This window comes from Actinoplanes lutulentus, from assembly GCF_003259845.1.
Taxonomy (GTDB): domain Bacteria; phylum Actinomycetota; class Actinomycetes; order Mycobacteriales; family Micromonosporaceae; genus Actinoplanes; species Actinoplanes lutulentus.
In genome coordinates, this window is record NZ_QLMJ01000015.1 from 257,416 (window position 1) to 275,257 (window position 17,842).

Genomic DNA, 17,842 nt, shown 5'->3' on the forward strand with positions numbered 1-17,842 from the left:
GCGACCGGACCGGGGAACTCCGCTGAGCACCGCCCTCGCCCAGGGCCCACCGTCACACCGATCTGGGTGCCGAGGTGGGCAGAGTCGTCGCCCGCGTGTCCCGGGTGAGCTTCGACCGGCCGGGCTTCTTCTCCGGAGGCGGCAACCTCGCCGTCAACGAGGATCCGCCCTGGTCGAGACAGCTCCCCGAATTCGCCGAGAACTGTATGGCCGCGGTTCCGGACGGGCGCCTCGACAGCCGTACCCGGCGCGCGTGGGCGAAGCTGTGCCCACATCACGCGCCCGCTCTGGAAGCGGTCGACGGCCAGTCCCGGCTCGTCCATTCGGATGTCAACCCGAAGAACATACTCGTCGCGACGACGAACAGCGGCTGGATGGCTAATGCGCTGCTCGATTGGGAGTTCAGCTATTCGGGATGCCCTTATGCCGACGCCGCGAACATGACACGGTTCGCCGCCGATCGCCTGGACGGTTTCGCCGCCGGATTCGCCGAGGGACAGGACACCCCGCTCCCCGCGAACTGGGCCTATCTGGGCCGTGTACTGGACATGTTCGCCCTCAGTGACCTGGTCACCCGTCCGCTCGGGCACGCCGTCGCCGATCAGGCCGCCGCGTTGATAGGTCACATCACGACCGTACCGTCAAGAATGAATTTTTAATCGTCAGATAGGAGCGCTCGGGAAATCGCAAGGCAGTGAGAAAACCGTCTCTTTCGCGCCCATGAGCGGACCCATGAGCCTTAACCTTTCGCACATGCGCCGGAATTCTGCACACACTTCACTCGATAACGCGATCGCCGAGGAGCAGCGGTTCCTCGACCAGGCGATCGAGCGGCGCGACCAGCTTGCCGAACACCTGCGGGCCGAACTGGACACCGAAATCTCCGACGCGCTGGAACGGGCCCGGCACCGGATGCTGCGCCGCCAGCACGAGGAGTTGCTACGAGCACAGGACGGTCTGGTGTTCGGCCGCCTCGACGCGCTCGACGGCACTGTGCGGCACGTGGGCCGGATCGGGATCCAGGCCGAGGACCAGGGTGATGAGCCTCTGCTGCTGGACTGGCGTGCGCCGGCGGCCCGGCCGTTCTACACGGCTACGGCGATCGACCCGCAAGGACTCGCTCGCCGCCGGCACATCCGCACGACCGGTTCGGTGGTCGCCGGCGTCGACGACGAACCCCTGGACGGCGCCGCCGCGTCAGCAGAAGACGACGCTGCCCCGTCGGAACTCGTCGGTGAGGGCGCTCTGCTCGCCGCGCTCGACCAGCGACGCACCGGTCGCATGTCGACGGCGATCTCCACGCTTCAGCGCGAGCAGGACGACATCATCCGCGCCGAGGCAACCGGGCCGCTGATCGTCCAGGGTGGTCCCGGCACCGGCAAGACCGTAGTGGCGCTGCACCGGGTCGCCTATCTGCTGTTCACCCACCGGCAGATGGCTGACCAGGCGGTTCTCGTGCTCGGCCCGTCGCCGCGGTTCCTGGAGTACATCGCCCAGGTGCTGCCGGCGCTCGGCGAGACGGCCGTGGTGGCGGCTACCTGCGACACGCTGCTGCCCGGCGTCGAGGTCGGCCGGGACGAGAGCCGGGAGATCGCCGAGATCAAGGGCCGGGCGTTGTGGCAGCCGGCGCTCGAAAAACACGTAGCCTCGCTGCTCCCCCGGGCTCGGGACCTGAAGCTGCGGTGGGAAGGCGAGTTCTACGTCATCCCCGCCGCGACGGTCGCGCAGGCTCTGGCGTCGGCGGTGCCGGGTCGTGCGTACCATCGGGCGCGTTTGATCTTCACCGAGCAGATCCACTCGCTCTTGGCGGAAGCGGTCGCCGAGCAGCGCGCCGCGCTGCTCGAGGAGATGGAGCATGGGTACGAGGACATCCTGGCCCGCTTCGACAGAGGCGCGAAGCCCGGTGTGGCCCACGCGAGCAGCAGTGACGTCGACGGGCTGCTGTCCGAGGAGGAGATCGACGAGCTGCGCGAGCGGATCGCGGAGAACGAGCCGATCGCCCGGTTCATCGAGTCGTGGTGGCCGACCCGCGACGCCGGGCAGACGTTGCGCGACCTGCTGAGCGATCCCGCGCTGCTGGCCGATTTCGCCCCCGCGCTGTCGCCCGAAGAGATCACGACGGCGACGGCGGTCGTGCCCGAGGCGTGGTCGTCGAGTGACATCCCGCTGCTGGACGCGGTCGCCGACCTGCTCGGCTCTGTCGACGCCGGTGTCAAGCAGGGCGAGTTCATCGCCGACCAGGCGCGCGGCCGGCGGGACTGGGTCTACGGTCACGTCGTCGTCGACGAAGCCCAGGAACTGTCCGAGATGCAGTGGCAGATGGTGCTGCGGCGCTGCCCGAGCCGGTCGATCACCGCGGTCGGCGACATCGACCAGGCCGAGGCGGCGCACCGGCACACCACGTGGGCGCAGGCCGTGCGGGCGGCGTTCGGGGAGCGGTGGACCGCCGCTGAGCTGACCATCTGCTACCGGACGCCGCGCGAGGTGATGGAGCTGACCGGACCGGTCCTGGAGAAGGCGGGCAGTCACAACGCGCCACCCCGGGCGGTGCGCTCGTCCGGGATCGAGCCGTGGCAGCGGACCGTGACGCTCGGCGAAGTGGCCGCGCTGGCTCAGGAGATGCAGGGCCGGTGGACCGGCGGCACGGTCGGAGTGGTCGCCCCGGTGGCCCGGGTCGCTGCGCTTCGAGGGGTCCTGGGTGACGTCCCGGTGCTGACCGCGACCCAGGCGAAGGGTCTCGAATGGGACGCCACCCTGCTCGTGGACGCCGAGGGGATCGCCGCGGAGCCGCGTGGCTGGAACGGGCTCTATGTGGCGCTGACCCGGTGCACGCAGGAGCTGGGCCAGCTGATCCTGGTGTGAATCCGGTCAGCCCTCGCTGAAGGACTCCTGATAAACCGCGAGCCACGCCTGCCCGCTGTAGGTAGTCCGAATCTGATCAGTCCCCAGCACCTCACGCAGCTGATCACGGGTCATAAAGTGGTGCGCCGGCGTGGTCAGCAGCCGTGCGTTGATCACGCCGACGACGAGCAGCGGCACGATGACCCGCCACAACGACGCGATCCCGCGTTCCCGGATGTGCTCCCGCAGGATCGGCAGCACTCCGGCACCGGCCTTCGGCGTGGTCACGAGCAGCCGACCTCCGGGCACCAGCCGCTTTTTCAGCAATTCCACGGTCCGGGCGGGATCGGCGAGCGCGTACAGAACGTTCCCGCACAGAATCACATCGAATTCGCCCGGCAATTCCGCCAGATCGCCGTCAAGGTCGGCGGGCAGATGAGTCACCCCGGGATTCTTCCGCCGCGACCGCTCCAACATCACCGGCGACAGGTCGGCAGCGACGAGCTCACCAGGAGACTTACCCCTGACCGCGAGCGTCAGATTCCCGGTCCCACACCCCGCGTCAAGCACCCTGCGAGGCCTTTCAGGAACCACATTCATAAGATCCAAAACCATTTTCCGGTACGGGAAAAGGCCCGCGATGACGTCGTAACACCGAGCGTAGACGTCCCAGAGAAGGGTTTTCATCCGCCGATCCCGTCATCCATGAAATCCGCGACACCGTGCAGGAATTGCCGACGCGGGGCATCAGACTCCCGATCCGCGGACGCCCGGATCCTCGCGGTGAACCCGTCGACGAGCCCCCACGCCGGATAGACGACCACCTCCGGCCGCACCTGCGGATGAACGTCCGCCACCCGAACCACCCGCTGTCCGAAACTGATCCCGCCCGGCGCGACCCGTTCCAGGGTGGCCCGCAACGCCGGGATCACGCTCATGACCCACATCCGCTCGGCGCGACGCACACTGTCCTGATAGATCGCCCGATAGACATGCAGCGTGGCGGCGAGGTCCGCACGATCGGCCTTGGCGACACCGGAGACCTCGACAAGCCCATCCCCCACCGGCGCGGCCGCCGTCAGCGAGACGATTTTCTTGGCGACGGCGAGAAGGCCATCAGCGTCATGGACCCCGAACCACCGCACCCGCCCGGCTTCCACCTGGTCGTGCCAGGGCAACCAGCCGTCCGAGGTCAGCGCTTCCGCCGCCAGGTGCCCGTGCCGGACGTAGGCCTGACCCTGCAATCGCTGGGCCGCGGCGATCTCCTCCGCCCCGGTCAGCAACCGGCACTGATAGGAGGCGCGAGACAAGCCGGCCTGTTCCCCGTGTGCCAGCATGCCTCGCACCCCTTCCCCCGCACCGATGAAATCAAGTCCTGTCAATGCAACACCGATCCCACCCGCCCGTCGAGATCTAGGCAACGCCAGCCCACACGCGCGGACCACAACTCGCGAAGATCGTCGTGGCTGTGAGACGAAGAGAGTCGACCTTGTGAGTTTGTGCCGCCGCATCAGCCACAACCTCACAAGATCCGCAGGGGACGCCCCGGGCACCCGGATGGCCCGGCGCGCTCGGCGCGTTAGCCGTCCAGATCCAGCCGGCAGTGGACGCTTCCGTGTCGATCGCCTTCTCTCCCTGGCCTCCCGTGGCGATCGTGGTCCCCGAACCACACCCCGCGCGATCGGCGGCCCAAGATCGCGCGGGCCAGGGGTGGGCGTGTCGACTTCGGGTTCGCTACGCCCCCAAACTCGACACACACCCCGCGAACCACCCGCCCTGTGTCGATTTCGGGTGCGATACGCACCTCAACTCGACACACACCGGGCTGGATGCTCGCGGCGTGATGCCGTCGGCCTCGCCAAGCAGATCCGACCTGGCCGCTGGGCGAAACAGCCGCTGGGGCGAAACAGCCGCTGGAACGACCCGGGTTGCTCGACGCGAGCCGTAGCTCAGATAGGTCATCGGAGCTGATGACCTATCTGAGCTACGGCTCGCCCCTGCGGCGACGAGGCCTGCAGCGACAGAACGCGCCCGACCACCGTTCGAACGTCACGCATCCCCCGCTGAGCGGCCACCACGATTGGCCAGCAGGGTGAGCAGTAGAGAGCCAGCCGGACCTGACCTTGCGTGCAGGCCGCCGACCCACGAGGGGCCACCCGCTGGAGTCACGCCCGCCGGAGCCACGCCCGCTGGAGTCACACCCGCTGGAGTCACACCCGCTGCGGTCGCACCCGCTGGAGTCACACCCGCTGCGGTCACACCCGCTGCGGTCACACCCGCCGAGGTCACACCCGCTGGAGTCATGCCCGCCGCGGTGTGTCGAGTTCGGGTTCGGATCGCACCTCAAATCGACACAAGCGGACCGCACTCCAGCGTGCGTGTCGAATTTCGGCGCGGATCGCACCCCAACTCGACAGGCTCAGTGGGCGACCGCCACCGCCGGCAGCGACTCGTCGAACTCGAGCTGGTGCGGCCGGACCACCAGGAAACACACCACTGTCGCGGCCAGCATGCCGCCGAACACCACGATCGCCATCGCTACCGCGCCGACGCCGAGGACCCCGACCAGCGGCGCCGCCAGCGCACCCACGCCGAACTGCACCGCACCCAGCAACGCCGCCGCCGTACCCGCAGCCTCGCCGTGGCGGGACAACGCCAGCGCCGGAGCGTTCGGCATCGCCAGGCCAACCATCGTCAGCACCAGCCACAGCGGGATCAGGATCCCGACCAGGCCACCCGTGTCCGTCGCCGCCAGAACGAGCAGCACCAGGCCGAAGAACAGGCCCGCCACCAGCGAACCACCCAGAATCTGCTGCGGCGTGAACCACCGGAGCAGCCGCACGTTGAACTGAGTCGCGCCGATCAGCCCGACCGCGCCACCGGCGAAGACGAGCGCGAACTGCTGCTCGCTCATCCCGTACCCATCCTGAAAAACATAGGAAGAGCCACTGACGTACGCGAAGAGCGCGGCCATCGCCAGCCCAGCCACCAGGATCAGGCCGACGTAGACCCGGTCGGTGAAGAGCCGCCCGTAGTCCCGCAGCGTTCCGGCAACCCCGCCGTTACGACGGCGAGCGACCGGCAGCGTCTCGGGCAGCACCACCGCGGACGCCACCATGATCGCGACACCCACGGCGGTCAGGACCACGAACACGCCCCGCCAGGACGTCCAGCCCAGCACCAGGCCGCCGATGGTCGGGGCCAGGATCGGGGCCACGCCGACGACCAGCATCAACCGGGAGAACAGCCGGGCCGCGGCCATCCCGTCGAACAGGTCCCGCACGATCGCCATCGCCACCACGGCGGCTGCGGCGGCACCCAGGCCCTGCAGGACCCGCAGCGCGCCGAGCAGCGCCAGGTTGGGTGCGATCACGCACAGGATCGACGCGAGCACGTGCACGGCGATGCCGGCGAGCAGCGGCAGGCGCCGGCCGATCGCGTCGGAGAGCGGCCCGACGAGCAGCTGGCCGAACGCCAGGCCGACGAGCGTTCCGGTCAGCGTGAGCTGCACGGCCGCCGCGGTGGTCTGGAGATCGTCGGTGATCGTCGGTAGCGACGGGAGGTACATGTCGATGGTGAGCGGCCCGAGCGCGGTGAGCAGGCCGAGCACGAGCACGATCCGGAAGCGGCGCCCCGCCGGGAGCAGGTCGCCGGGCGAGCCGGTCGGTGTCACGGTTTGAATCTGAGCCACAACTTCGACAAGTTGCCGCACGACGAGGTTCTTCCAAGTGGTGTCAGCGGTCACACACGATCGGGTGCCACCGCCCGCAAGCTGGTATTTCGTTTGCCAAGGCGGAGGATCGCCAGGATAAGAATCGGTACGAGCGTCAGGTGACACACCGCCAGCGCGACAGTGCTGACGGTGTCGAGATCGGCCGGCACCGTCATCACGAAGATCGTGCCGATCGCCAGCAGCGGCCCGATGATCAGCGCGACGCGGGTGACCCACTGCCACACCCGGGCCAGCAGCGCGACCGCGGTCAGTCCGATCAGCAGCGGCACCGCGCTGAACCCGGCGACCGTGACGGCGTCCACCTCGGCCCGCTCCCCCGCCGTGGTGAACTGGAATGTGCCGCCGGCGGCGCGGCCTCCGGCGTACACAAGGAGGTTGATCGTGAGCGCGGCGAGGCCGCTGAGGGTGACCACCGCGGGCCGGGAGAGCTCAGGCATGGGAGCGGACGAGGTACGCCTCGATGCGGTTGAGGGCTCCGGCCCAGACCTCGGCGGTGAAGAAGTCGCGGATCTCGGGGACCGGGAAGCCGCTCTGGACGACGGTCATCAGCGTGCCGGCGTCGTTGGCCTCGAAGGTGATCTCGATGCGGGTCGTCATGGTCATGCCGTCCGGGCTGGAGCCGGTCGAGTCGGTGACCAGGCGGTGCGGGCGGTCGATCTCGATGAAAGTCTGTACCTCGCGGAACAACGCGTCGGGGCTGGGACCCCAGACCGCGGTCTGGGTGCCGCCGATCCGCAGGTCGACCTCGATCTCGACGATGCCGGGTTCCTCGTCGAGGATCGAGAACCAGATCTTCTGCTTCTCGGCGTCGGTGTAGGCGTCGAAGACCTCTTCCGGCGTGGCCGGCAACTGCCGGGTCATCCGCATGTCGAGAGTCACGCGTCGTCTCCTTTTCTCAGTGTGAAGTAGGCGTCCAGGCCGTCGAGCCGGCGCGTCCAGAGCCGCTGGTAGAAGCTGATCCACGCCATCGCCTCGTCGAGCGGCGCCGGAGCGAGGCGGCACTGCCGGGCGCGGCCGATCTTCTCGGTCACGATCAGGCCGGCGTCCTCCAGGATCCGCAGGTGTTTCTTCATGCCGGTCAGCGTCATCTCGGCGGGTCCGGCCAGTTCGCCGACGGTGGCCGGGCCGTCGCCGAGCTTGATCAGGACGCCGCGGCGGACCGGGTCGGCCAGGCAGGCGAACACCCGATCAAGCGCGTCATGCTGAACCATGTGGTTCACTATAGGCATACATCGCGCGGATGACGAGCACCCCGAGTTGCATCCGCAGGCCGACGCCCCGCCACCACGGTCACTCATAGATTTCGATGATGATGACTCGCAGGAACGTGTTGCGCCTCGCCGGAGCGACCGGCTTCATCACCGCGACCGGCAACTTTTCGCAGCGCAAGATCAAAACCGGCGCGCTGCAAGCAGCGCTCGACGACATCACCGCCGGCTCTGCGGTCGGCGCTCTTGCCCGGGTACGCGGAACCGAGGCGACCAGTGGCGTAACCATGCTCGGCTCCGATCAGGCGGTGCACCCGGACAGCCGATTCCGGGCGGGCAGCATCACCAAGCCGTTCATCGCCACCGTCGTCCTGCAACTCGTCGGCGAGGGCCGGCTGGCGCTGGACGACGTCGTGCGAAACCGCCTGCCCGGCCTGCTCCCCGACGGCATCACCGTGCGGCACCTGCTCCAGCACACGAGCGGCCTGCCGAACTACACGAACAGTCCCGCGTTCGGCGCCGTCTTCAGCGGGCCGGCGGATCTGGTGCGGCTGCGGTACCGCACGTGGACACCGCGTGAGCTGCTCGGATTCGTCGACGGCATGCCGCTGCGATTCGAGCCCGGCACTGACTGGTGGTACGCGAACACCAACTACGTCCTGCTGGGCCTGCTGATCGAGCGGGTGACCGGGTCGGCGTACGCCACCGAGATCCGCCGCCGGATCCTGCGCCCGCTCGGGCTGCGCGGCACCGAGCTCCCCGGCACCGATCCGCACCTGCGCGGCCCGCACCCGCACGGTTATGTCCCGGCGCCGGCGCCGGCGCCGGGGCCGGTCGACATCACGGTCTTCAACCCGTCGCTGGCCGGCGCGGCCGGCGAGATCATCTCCACGACGGCGGACCTGAACACGTTCTTCCGCGCGCTGGTCACCGGCCGTTTGCTGCGCCCGGCCGAGCAGCGCGAGCTGCTGACATTCCGGCGCGGCACCCCGGACTACGACTACGGCCTGGGCCTGATGACCAAACTGCTGCCCAGCGGCGTGCGGGTCTGGGGCCACAGCGGCGACTTCCTGGACGCCTACTGGACCGAGTCCTGGACCACCGGCGACCGCTCGCTCACCGTGGCGACCACCCCCTGGTCCGGCCCCCACCCCAAAATCCGCATCCGCTCACTGCTGCCGTCAGTCTTCGAGTGACGACCGCCGGCACCGGGTTCCAACGCACGTCGAGCCGGGCGCGCCCCGGCGCCGGCAACCTGCGGCCGGCAGCGATGCCGTGCTGCCGAGCGACGAACTCTCTTGCTACCAAACGGCAAGGCGGTGCCGCCAAGTGGCGAGCCGTAGCTCTGACACGTCAAACGGCTCCGATGACATGGCTGAGCGACGGCTCGGGCAACGCAGCCGTAGTCCAGCCACGCTTCGAAGGCCCGATAACGTCCCTGGCCGACGGCTCGATGCCGCAGCCTGACCTTGCGGGGGCGGCAGGCGCGCAGGACGGCCAACACGCCGAGCGCGCCGGGCCATCCGGGCGCCCGGGGCGGCCGGGGCGTCCCCCTGCGGATCTTGTGAGGTTGTGGCTGCCTCCGCGGCACAAACTCACAAGGTCGACTCACTTCGTCTCCCGCCGGCGCCCGCGACCTCAGCCACACCGGCAGGACTTCGCCCGGAGCGGCCGCCGCCCACAGATCTTGTGAGTTTGTGGCTGATGCGGCGGCGCAAACTCACAAGGTCAACTGCTCGGCGCGGCCTGGCCGGTTACCAGGTGCGCACCCGGGGCAGGGCTGTCGCGAGCAGGTGCTTCAGCTCGATGATGCGCACCAACCGGCCCGCCACGAGATAGCCCAGCCCGCCTGCCAGCCCCGCCACGACCAGGGTGACCAGCGACTCCGTCCAGCTTGACGCGCCCACGACCCACACCGCGACCGCCGCGCTCGCCGCGCCGGTCGCGGTCGCGACAAAGACCCGGGCATGGGTACGCACCAAGCGCTTGCCGTCGATGTAACCGAGCCGCTTCCGCAGCACCAGCGCCGTCACGTTGAGCCCGGTGAAGTAGGCGACGGCGTACGCGACCGGGATGCCGACCACGATGTCCCGGGCCGGCAGCAGCCACCCGGCCGCCGCGCAGCCGGCCACGCCGACGGCGGCGACCAGGGCCGTGATCAGCGCTGACGTCCGGGTGTCCTGCAACGCGTACAGACCGCGCTGCATGATCATGTAGCTGGTGAACGGGACCAGGGCCAGGCCGTACGCGGACAGGACCCGGCCGAGCACCCGGACCGTGCCGGCGTCGCTGTTGCCGTGGTCGAACAGCACGATCGCGATGTCCGGGCCGAGCAGGATGAACGCGGCCGCGATCGGGGCCATCACCACCAGGGCGGTGCGGACCGCGCGGGACAGGCCGACGGTGACGCGCTGGTGTTCGCCGCGGGCCGCGTACTGGCTCAGCCTCGGCAGCATGGCCGTCATCACCGAGACCGCGATGACGGCGAACGGCACCAGGTAGATCGCGCTGGCGTTCTGGTACGCCGTGATGCCGCCCGGCCCGCCCCACGACGCCGCCCGGGTGGCCGCGGCGGTCAGGATCTGCGCGGTGATCACCGACAGCAGCACCCAGATGCCGAGTCTGCCGATCCGCCGGATCGCGATGCCGCGCGGGTCGAGGTGCAGGCGGATCGGGAAGCCGCTGCGGCGCAGCGCCCACACCACCAGGGTCATCTGGGCGAATACGCCGGCGCTGGTGCCGACGGCGAGCAGCAGCAGGTCGCCGGTGGTCAGGCTGGTGCCGGTGCTGCCGCCGACGATCAGGTAGGTAAGCCCGACCGCGATCACGATGACGCTGTTGACCAGCGGCGCCCAGGCCGGCGTGCCGAAGACGCCACGGATGTTGAGGATCGCGCCGGCGGTGGCGCTGATGCCGTAGAAGAGGATCTGCGGGAAGAAGTACCGGCTGAACACGATCGCCAGGTCACGCTGGCCGGCGGTGAACCCGGGCGCGTAGAGGTCGATCAGCAGCGGTGCGGCGACGATGGCCAGGACCGTGACGATGCCGAGGATGTAGACGATCAGCGACAGCAGGCGTTGGGCGTACACAATGCCGTTGTCGGGCTCGGAGAGCGCGGCGCGGGTGAGAAGCGGGACCACGATGCTGGCCATCGTGCCGCCGACCACGAGTTCGTAGACGGCGTTCGGCAGGGTGTTCGCCACGTTGTAGGTGTCGAGCAGGCGGGTGCCGAGCCCGAGCGCGGCGGCGAGCACCAGGATGCGCAGGAAACCGGCGACACGGGAGGCGAGCGTGGCCACGGCCATCCGCTGGCCGGCCTGCCTGATCGAGGTCACGATACCGGTTCCACCATCGCGAACGGTGCTCCGAGCACGCCCTTCGCGGTCTGGATGTGATAGCGGCTGCGCCCCTGTTTCACGATCGTGCCGGAGAGTCCGTGGTACTTGCCGCCGCCGGTCAGGCGTACCCTCTCGCCCACGCGCAACGGCGCCGGCACCGGCGCGCGTTGCTGGAGGCGCGCGAGTTCCGCCTGGTACGCGGGGAGCATCGGTGCGGGCTCGCCGCGATGGGACCAGGTGTAGACCGCGGTGACGTCGAACGCGGGCGAGCAGTCCGGGCAGGAACGGACCCGCAGCGGCCGGCGGTGCGCGGTGGTGCGGTGACCGGACGGGCAGACGCCTTCCCAGCTGCCGTCGACCTTCGGCGCGTCCTCGGGGACGCATCGGGTGCCGGTGCTGCCGATCCGCACCGCGGTGGCCCGCCACACCCGGTTGTGGCCGTGGCGGGCGCCGACGAGTGCGTGCGCGATCTCGTGCAGGACGGTGTCGGTGACCTGTTCAACGCTGTAGAGGCGGACCAGCGACCGGGACAGGCCGATCCGTTTGTGGGTGTGATGGCAGACCCCGGCCCGGGTTTTGGCGTCGTCAAACGTCAGTTCCCAGCCGGTGAGCCCGTGCCGGTCCATCAGACCGATCGCGAGCTCCCGGGCGTCCGTCAGGTTCAACCGGGCTCCTCAAGGTCGTTCAAGTGCCCGGCTACCGTACTCGGTGGGTCAGCCGACGGTGCGTACCAACTTGCGGTTGATGAACTCCTCGATGCCGTACCGGCCCAGCTCGCGGCCGAAACCGGAGCGCTTCACGCCGCCGAACGGCAGCTCCGGGCCTTCGGCGCCGACACCGTTGATGAAGACCATGCCGGCTTCGATCCGGTCGGCCACCCGCTGCGCCTGCGCCGGGTCGGTGGTGAAGACATACGAGCCGAGACCGTACGGGGTGTCGTTGGCGACCTCGATCGCCTCGTCCTCGTCGCGGACCTTGAACACCATCGCGACCGGGCCGAACAGCTCCTGCTGGTAGGCGCTGGTGCCGGCCTCGATGCCGGTGAGCACGCCGGGCGGGTACCAGGCGCCGTCGCGCTGACCGGCCGTGGCGAGGCTCGCGCCCTCGGACACCGCCGAGGTGACCTGCTCGTCGAGGCGCTCGGCCGCGGCGAGCGAGGACAGCGGCGCCGGCGGGGTGCCGAGGATGCGGTCGGTGAAGCGCGAGAGGAACGCGTCGTACAGGTCCTCGTGCACGATCATCCGCTTGCCGGCGTTGCAGGCCTGGCCGGTGTTGTCGAGCCGGGCGGCCACCGCGGCGTCGACGGTGGCGTCCAGGTCGTCGCTGCTCAGCACGATGAACGGGTCGGAGCCGCCGAGTTCCAGCACGACCTTCTTCAGGTGCCGGCCGGCGATCTCGGCGACCGCGGAACCGGCCCGCTCGGATCCGGTCAGCGAGACACCCTGCACGCGCGGGTCGGCGATCAGGGTCTCGATCTGCTCGTTGGTGGCGTACACGTTGACGTACGCGCCCTCGGGGAACCCGGCGTCGCGGAAGATCTGCTCCAGCGCCGCTGCCGACTCGGGGCACTGCGGCGCGTGCTTGAGCACGATGGTGTTGCCGGCGGCCAGGTTGGGTCCGGCGAACCGGGCGACCTGGTACGCCGGGAAGTTCCACGGCATGATGCCGAGCAGCACGCCGAGGGGACGCCGCTGGATGACCGCGGAACCCTCCCCTTCCAGCAGGGTGATCGGCTCGTCGGCGAGGAACGCCACCGCGTTGTCCGCGTAGTACTCGTAGATCGCCGCGCTGAAGTCGACCTCGCCGAGCGCGTCGCCGAGGGGCTTGCCCATCTCCCGCACGATCGTGGCGGCCAGCTGGTCGCGGCGCTCGGTGTGCAGCTCGGCGACCTTCTTGATCAGCGCGGCCCGCTCGGCCACGGTGGTGCTGCGTGACCAGGTGCGGTACGTCTGGTGTGCCTTCGCGACGGCGGCGGTCGCGTCGGCGTCGCTGATCGTCGGGTAATCCGCGATCTGCTTTCCGGTGGCCGGGTCAACCACGGTGTACATCAGGCCTCCAGAGCCGGTGACAGGTGTTCGTGCACTGCGAGCCATCGTCCACCGTCGCGCTTCTGGAACACGATGGTTTCGCGTTCCTCGGCGGTTTCTTCGACGGCTCCGGTGCGCGCCAGTGTCCGTACCCTATGGGTGAAGATCGCGATGTCCGACGTCAGCATCTGCACGTGCTGGTCGCTCGACTCGCACTGGAGTACGCGGAAGCCGTCGCGCTCCCATGCGTACCAGAGCTGTTCGTAATCGGACCGCGAGCGCAACGGCTGCACGTGGGTGTGGAAGACGAAGGTCGCGTCGGCAGCGAAGCTGGCGAAATAGGCCTCGGTGTCGTGGCGGCCGAACGCATCGATGAGCGTGTTAGCGGCGTCGAGCGGCGTCGTCATGGTTGTTCCTTGCGGGGTGCGAGCGCGGACAGGATCTCGTAGACGGTGTGCGCCGCGGCGATGCCGGTGATCTCGGCGTGGTCGTAGGCCGGTGAGACCTCGACGACGTCGGCGCCGACCAGATTGAGCTCGCTGAAGGAGCGCAGCACGGCGAGCAGCTCGCGGCTGGTCATGCCGCCGGCCTCGGGGGTGCCGGTGCCGGGCGCGAACGCCGGGTCGAGAACATCGATGTCGATCGACAGGTAGACCGGGCGGTCGGCGACGCGTTCGCGGATGCGTTCGGCGATGCCGCGCGCGCCCAGGTCGTCGATCTCGACGCTCGGGACGACATGGAAGCCCAGCTCACGGTCATCGGCGAGGTCCTGGTTCGAGTAGAGCGGGCCGCGGGTACCGACGTGCATGCAGCCGGAGGTATCGATCAGGCCCTCTTCCGAGGCGCGCCGGAACGGGGTTCCGTGGGTGTGCGCCGCACCGAAGTAGGTGTCCCAGGTGTCCAGGTGCGCGTCGAAATGCACCACCGCGACCGGACCGTGCTTGGCGGCCACGGCGCGCAGCAGCGGCAACGCGATGGTGTGGTCGCCGCCGATACTGACGAGGCGGCCGGCGCGCTCGAGCATCGCCCGCGCGCCGGCCTCCACCTGTCCGATCGCCGCTTCGATGTCGAACGGGTTCACCGCGAGGTCACCGGCGTCCACCACCTGCTGGCTGGCGAACGGCGACACGTCGACGGCCGGGTTGTAGGGCCGCAGCAGCCGTGATGATTCTCGGACATGCGCGGGGCCGAACCGGGCGCCGGGCCGGTAGGAGACACCGGCGTCGAACGGCACGCCCATCACGGCGACGTCGACGTCGGACACCTCGTCGATGCGCGGCAGCCGCGCGAACGTGGCGGGACCGGCGAAGCGGGGAACCTGGGTCGCGTCGATCTGACCGACGCGCCCTTCGGTGACGATGCGGGGAACGGACATTGTGCTTTTTTCCTTTATTTCGCTTCGGCGCGTGCCTTGGTGCGGTGGACGGACGCGCCGTGGTCGTCGACGACCTCCGGCATCTCGCCGTCCGCGGCCGGAATTCCGCGCGGCCCTTCCGGGCCGAAGACGTAGCGCGGCTCCGGGAAGATCAAAATCAGAGCCAGGTACGCGGCCGCGGCCGTGCCGATCGACACCAGCAGACTGATGTCGACGCCCCCGGCGGCATTGCGGAACGGGCCCTCGATCAGCGGCGGGTAATTGGCGAACAACAGGCCGAGGATCGCCGACGGGATCCACGCCGCCATGCCCCGCCAGTTGACGCCGTTGCTGAACCAGTACGCCCCGCCGGTCCGGCCCTGGTTGAACACCTGCAGGTCGGCGGAGCGGTAGTAACCACGCCGCACGAAGTAGCCGATGGTCATGATGACCATCCACGGGGTGGTGCAGATGACGATCGCGCCGACGAACGCGTTCACGCTGGCCAGCAGGTCGAACGCGAGCCGGCCGACGAGGATGAAGACGAACGCGAGGGCGCCGATGAACAGCGACGCCTGCACCCGGGACAGCCGCGGGAACACCGAGGAGAAGTCGAGGCCGGTGCCGTACAGCGAGGTGATGCCGGTGGAGAGGCCGCCGAGGAACGCCACGACGATCAGCAGCAGGGCGTACCAGGCGGGCGAGGTGTTGATCAGCGCGACGATGTAGTCGGCCTCGCCGGCCACCAGGGTCGCGGTGAAGACGCCGAAGAAGAACGGCACGAGCGTCGCCAGCTGGGCGCCGAATGTGGCGGCGAGGATCTTCTTGGGCGACGTGTTCGCCGGGATGTACCGCGACCAGTCGCCGAGGAACGCACCGAAGGAGATCGGGTTGCCCATCACGATCAGAGCCGACAGCACGAACGTCGGCCAGAAAGACCCGAGAGCGTACGCGTCAGCGCCCGGGTTGTAACCCAGGTCGAGCTGGCCGCTGTACGCCACCGCGCCGAGCAGGATCAGCAGCGTGTTGCCGAAGACGACGATCTTGTTGACGAGCAGCATGAACGCGTACCCGTAGATGACCACGACGATGACGATCGCGCCGAGGATCGCGTAGACGACCCCGCGCAGCAGGTCGGAGTCCTGTACGCCGGCGAGGCGTACCAGCGCGCCGACCACGGCGTCACCGCTGACCCAGATCGAGATCGAGTAGAACGCGATGGCGGTGAGCAGGGACAGGAACGAGCCGACGATCCGTCCGCGTACGCCGAAGTGGGCGCCGGAGGCGACCGCGTTGTTCGTGCCGGTCAACGGGCCGAACAGGCCCATCGGCGCCAGGAACAGGGAGCCGACCAGGACGCCGACGACAGTGGCGGCGACGGCCTGCCACAGCGAGAGGCCGAGCAGGATCGGGAAGGTGCCGAGGATGACGGTGGCGAACGTGTTCGCCCCGCCGAACTGGATGCGGAACAGGTCCAGCGGCCGGGAGTGCCGGTGCTCCGCCGGAATGGTGTCGATGCCGTGCTGCTCTATGTCGGTGGCCTTGGGCCGCTCGATGGCGGTAGTCATGCGATCTCCTTCGGTCTGCGTCGACCCACTGGAGGGAGAGTAGGGCTAAGTTGCATGTGAGGCAACGGCTGTTGTTTTCCAGAATATTTCGTGGAGGGAACATGCGGGTACGCCGCATCGTCGACCTGTCGGTTCCGATCGGGTCTGACACCCAGACCTATCCTGGCGATCCGGTGCCGCGGCTTTCCGTGCATTCCACGGTTGAGCGGGACGGGTTCAACCTGCTGCACGTGGACATGGGGTCGCAGACCGGGACGCATGTCGACGCGCCGTTCCATTTCCAGGATTCCGGGTTGCGTGTCGATCAACTGGATCTGGGGTTGTTCACCGGGCCGGGGGTGTTGATCGACGTACGGGGGCTGGGTCCGCGGGGACGGGTTGGCTTGTCGGAAATTTCGCGTTATGAGCGGTTCTTACGTCCGGGGGTTATCGCGCTGATCTGCACTGGATGGTTGGATTTTTACGGCACGCCAGCATATTTCGACCACCCATACCTCTCCGCCGACGCCTGCCAGCGAATGCTCGACCTCGGGGTGCGCACGTTCTGCATCGACGCCATCAACATCGACGAGACGCCTTCCGACGATCACCCCGGTGTCGGCTATCCGGTGCACCACCTGATCGCTTCGGCCGGCGGGGTCATCGGCGAGAACTTCCGCAACCTGGAACTCGTCGACTTCCCCGACCCCCTGGTGTCATGCCTGCCGCTCGCCTTGGAGAATGCGGACGGGGCCCCGGTACGCGCGGTCGCCATGCAACTGGAGGTCTGAGTCGTGACGGCGGGCGTTTTTTAATGGCGGGTCAGGTACGGCGCGTTGCCCCAGCCACCACCACGACCGGCCCCGCGATCGGTGGGCGGTTACGATCCGCCCGCCAGGCCCGCAGCCTCACGCTGCAACAGGTATCCGACGCGACCGGCCTGAACAAGGGCTTCATCAGCCGCCTCGAACGCGACGAGGTCTCGCCCTCGGTGGCCTCCCTCGTCGCGATCTGCGACGTGCTCGGCATCCGGGTCGGCGAGCTGTTCGAGCCCCCACCAACGTCCCTGGTCCGCGCGGGCGAGGGCCGCCCGATCAACTTCGGCGGCGTCAACGTGCACGAGCTGCTGCTCACCCCCGGCACCCAGACCCACCTCCAGGTGATCCACTCAACGGTCGAGCCGGGTGGGGGTGGCGGGGACCAGCTCTACACGCTCGATTGCGAGGTCGAGTTCGTCTACGTGGTCCGCGGCCGCCTGAAGGTCACGATCTCCGAGGACTCGGTCCTGCTGGACGCTGGCGACGCGTTCACTTTCCCGGGCCGAGAGCCGCACACGTGGTCGAACGCCCTCCCCGACCAGGAGTGCCAGGTGATCTGGGTCCTGGCCCCAGCCCCGTAAACCGTACGGCTGCCGGCTGTCGCTGGCGGCGACCCTGGCGTGCAGCCAGTCCCCGGCTTAACACCACGGCTGCCAGCTGTCACCCACGGCGACCGTGGCGTGCAGCCAGTCCCCGGCTTAACACCACGGCTGCCAGCTGTCACCCACGGCGACCGTGGCGTGCAGCCAGTCCCCGGCTTAACGCCACGGCTGTCGGCTGTCAGTGGCGGCGACCCTGGTGTTAAGCCGGGATTTCTGGCAACCGGACGGTGACCGATGCGCTCCGGGCCGCTAATCGAGTGGGCGGCGGCAGGGCCGAAGAGAACAGCGCAAGCAACATTGACCTGCCGAAAGGGACCTCTTGCGCAACGCTCTTCGCCGCTTCGCCCTGGCCGCTGCCCTCATCGCCCCGGCCG

Annotated in this window: 17 protein-coding genes; 5 read left to right on the forward strand and 12 right to left on the reverse strand. The window is 68.9% G+C overall.

Going from position 1 to position 17,842, the window contains the following annotated elements:
* Positions 1 to 62 precede the first annotated feature (62 nt).
* Both B0I29_RS29545 and B0I29_RS29550 read left to right on the forward strand, forming a co-directional pair.
* A complete protein-coding gene (locus B0I29_RS29545) occupies positions 63 to 659 on the forward strand; it encodes a phosphotransferase family protein (protein WP_111652375.1) in 597 nt (198 codons plus the stop codon).
* Between the two features lie 94 nt (positions 660 to 753).
* Positions 754 to 2,862: a HelD family protein gene (locus B0I29_RS29550; protein WP_111652376.1), complete on the forward strand. Its 2,109-nt coding sequence runs from the start codon at positions 754 to 756 to the stop codon at positions 2,860 to 2,862.
* 6 nt (positions 2,863 to 2,868) lie between these two features.
* On the opposite strand, the gene B0I29_RS29555 is transcribed toward B0I29_RS29550, so the two are convergent.
* From B0I29_RS29555 to B0I29_RS29580, 6 genes are all read right to left on the reverse strand, one after another.
* Positions 2,869 to 3,528 carry a class I SAM-dependent methyltransferase gene (locus B0I29_RS29555; RefSeq protein ID WP_111652377.1) on the reverse strand — a complete coding sequence of 220 codons (660 nt, stop codon included), beginning with the start codon at positions 3,526 to 3,528 and terminating at the stop codon, positions 2,869 to 2,871.
* On the reverse strand, positions 3,525 to 4,178 hold the full coding sequence (locus B0I29_RS29560) for a hypothetical protein (protein ID WP_146616919.1): 654 nt from the start codon (positions 4,176 to 4,178) through the stop codon (positions 3,525 to 3,527). Before B0I29_RS29560 ends, B0I29_RS29555 begins: the two co-directional genes overlap by 4 nt.
* Before the next feature lie 1,082 nt (positions 4,179 to 5,260).
* Positions 5,261 to 6,532, reverse strand: a complete 1,272-nt coding sequence (locus B0I29_RS29565) for a multidrug effflux MFS transporter (protein WP_111652409.1) — start codon at positions 6,530 to 6,532, stop codon at positions 5,261 to 5,263.
* Between the two features lie 50 nt (positions 6,533 to 6,582).
* Positions 6,583 to 7,011: a DUF6069 family protein gene (locus B0I29_RS29570; RefSeq protein ID WP_111652379.1), complete on the reverse strand. Its 429-nt coding sequence runs from the start codon at positions 7,009 to 7,011 to the stop codon at positions 6,583 to 6,585.
* A complete protein-coding gene (locus tag B0I29_RS29575) occupies positions 7,004 to 7,453 on the reverse strand; it encodes an SRPBCC family protein (RefSeq protein WP_111652380.1) in 450 nt (149 codons plus the stop codon). The genes B0I29_RS29570 and B0I29_RS29575 overlap by 8 nt, the downstream gene beginning before the upstream one ends.
* The gene (locus B0I29_RS29580; protein WP_111652410.1) at positions 7,450 to 7,785 is read right to left on the reverse strand and encodes an ArsR/SmtB family transcription factor; all 336 of its coding nucleotides are present in this window, start codon (positions 7,783 to 7,785) and stop codon (positions 7,450 to 7,452) included. Before B0I29_RS29580 ends, B0I29_RS29575 begins: the two co-directional genes overlap by 4 nt.
* A 98-nt stretch (positions 7,786 to 7,883) precedes the next feature.
* Here B0I29_RS29580 and B0I29_RS29585 point away from each other — a divergent pair, with 98 nt between their 5' ends.
* A complete protein-coding gene (locus B0I29_RS29585) occupies positions 7,884 to 8,978 on the forward strand; it encodes a serine hydrolase domain-containing protein (protein ID WP_181558031.1) in 1,095 nt (364 codons plus the stop codon).
* Positions 8,979 to 9,536: 558 nt separating this feature from the next.
* Here B0I29_RS29585 and murJ read toward each other — a convergent pair.
* Genes murJ through B0I29_RS29615 form a run of 6 tightly spaced genes read right to left on the reverse strand, consistent with a single transcriptional unit; the run spans position 9,537 to position 16,069 of the window.
* Positions 9,537 to 11,087: a murein biosynthesis integral membrane protein MurJ gene (gene murJ / locus B0I29_RS29590; RefSeq protein ID WP_111652411.1), complete on the reverse strand. Its 1,551-nt coding sequence runs from the start codon at positions 11,085 to 11,087 to the stop codon at positions 9,537 to 9,539.
* Between the two features lie 26 nt (positions 11,088 to 11,113).
* Positions 11,114 to 11,785, reverse strand: a complete 672-nt coding sequence (locus B0I29_RS29595) for a SprT-like domain-containing protein (protein ID WP_111652382.1) — start codon at positions 11,783 to 11,785, stop codon at positions 11,114 to 11,116.
* Between the two features lie 48 nt (positions 11,786 to 11,833).
* Complete coding sequence (locus B0I29_RS29600) at positions 11,834 to 13,168, reverse strand: NAD-dependent succinate-semialdehyde dehydrogenase (protein WP_111652383.1); 1,335 nt, start codon at positions 13,166 to 13,168, stop codon at positions 11,834 to 11,836.
* Positions 13,168 to 13,554: a YybH family protein gene (locus B0I29_RS29605; RefSeq protein WP_111652384.1), complete on the reverse strand. Its 387-nt coding sequence runs from the start codon at positions 13,552 to 13,554 to the stop codon at positions 13,168 to 13,170. Before B0I29_RS29605 ends, B0I29_RS29600 begins: the two co-directional genes overlap by 1 nt.
* Positions 13,551 to 14,522: an agmatinase gene (speB, locus tag B0I29_RS29610; RefSeq protein ID WP_111652385.1), complete on the reverse strand. Its 972-nt coding sequence runs from the start codon at positions 14,520 to 14,522 to the stop codon at positions 13,551 to 13,553. Before speB ends, B0I29_RS29605 begins: the two co-directional genes overlap by 4 nt.
* Before the next feature lie 14 nt (positions 14,523 to 14,536).
* Positions 14,537 to 16,069, reverse strand: a complete 1,533-nt coding sequence (locus B0I29_RS29615) for a purine-cytosine permease family protein (RefSeq protein WP_111652386.1) — start codon at positions 16,067 to 16,069, stop codon at positions 14,537 to 14,539.
* 101 nt (positions 16,070 to 16,170) lie between these two features.
* On the opposite strand from B0I29_RS29615, the gene B0I29_RS29620 reads away from it, so the two are divergent.
* Together B0I29_RS29620 and B0I29_RS29625 are read left to right on the forward strand one after the other, a co-directional pair.
* Positions 16,171 to 16,839, forward strand: coding sequence for a cyclase family protein (locus tag B0I29_RS29620; RefSeq protein WP_111652387.1), 669 nt, complete (start codon positions 16,171 to 16,173; stop codon positions 16,837 to 16,839).
* A 23-nt stretch (positions 16,840 to 16,862) separates the two neighbouring features.
* Positions 16,863 to 17,447, forward strand: a complete 585-nt coding sequence (locus tag B0I29_RS29625) for a helix-turn-helix domain-containing protein (RefSeq protein ID WP_111652388.1) — start codon at positions 16,863 to 16,865, stop codon at positions 17,445 to 17,447.
* The last annotated feature ends 395 nt before the right edge of the window (positions 17,448 to 17,842 follow it).

Coding starts and splice junctions, on each gene's coding strand:
- B0I29_RS29600 (WP_111652383.1), bottom strand. CDS start 13,168: ATGTACACCGTGGTTGACCCGGCCACCGGAAAGCAGATCGCGGATTAC.
- B0I29_RS29620 (WP_111652387.1), top strand. CDS start 16,171: ATGCGGGTACGCCGCATCGTCGACCTGTCGGTTCCGATCGGGTCTGAC.
- B0I29_RS29560 (WP_146616919.1), bottom strand. CDS start 4,178: ATGCTGGCACACGGGGAACAGGCCGGCTTGTCTCGCGCCTCCTATCAG.
- B0I29_RS29615 (WP_111652386.1), bottom strand. CDS start 16,069: ATGACTACCGCCATCGAGCGGCCCAAGGCCACCGACATAGAGCAGCAC.
- B0I29_RS29605 (WP_111652384.1), bottom strand. CDS start 13,554: ATGACGACGCCGCTCGACGCCGCTAACACGCTCATCGATGCGTTCGGC.
- speB (WP_111652385.1), bottom strand. CDS start 14,522: ATGTCCGTTCCCCGCATCGTCACCGAAGGGCGCGTCGGTCAGATCGAC.
- B0I29_RS29555 (WP_111652377.1), bottom strand. CDS start 3,528: ATGAAAACCCTTCTCTGGGACGTCTACGCTCGGTGTTACGACGTCATC.
- B0I29_RS29580 (WP_111652410.1), bottom strand. CDS start 7,785: ATGGTTCAGCATGACGCGCTTGATCGGGTGTTCGCCTGCCTGGCCGAC.
- B0I29_RS29625 (WP_111652388.1), top strand. CDS start 16,863: ATGGCGGGTCAGGTACGGCGCGTTGCCCCAGCCACCACCACGACCGGC.
- B0I29_RS29585 (WP_181558031.1), top strand. CDS start 7,884: ATGATGACTCGCAGGAACGTGTTGCGCCTCGCCGGAGCGACCGGCTTC.
- B0I29_RS29570 (WP_111652379.1), bottom strand. CDS start 7,011: ATGCCTGAGCTCTCCCGGCCCGCGGTGGTCACCCTCAGCGGCCTCGCC.
- B0I29_RS29550 (WP_111652376.1), top strand. CDS start 754: ATGCGCCGGAATTCTGCACACACTTCACTCGATAACGCGATCGCCGAG.
- murJ (WP_111652411.1), bottom strand. CDS start 11,087: ATGGCCGTGGCCACGCTCGCCTCCCGTGTCGCCGGTTTCCTGCGCATC.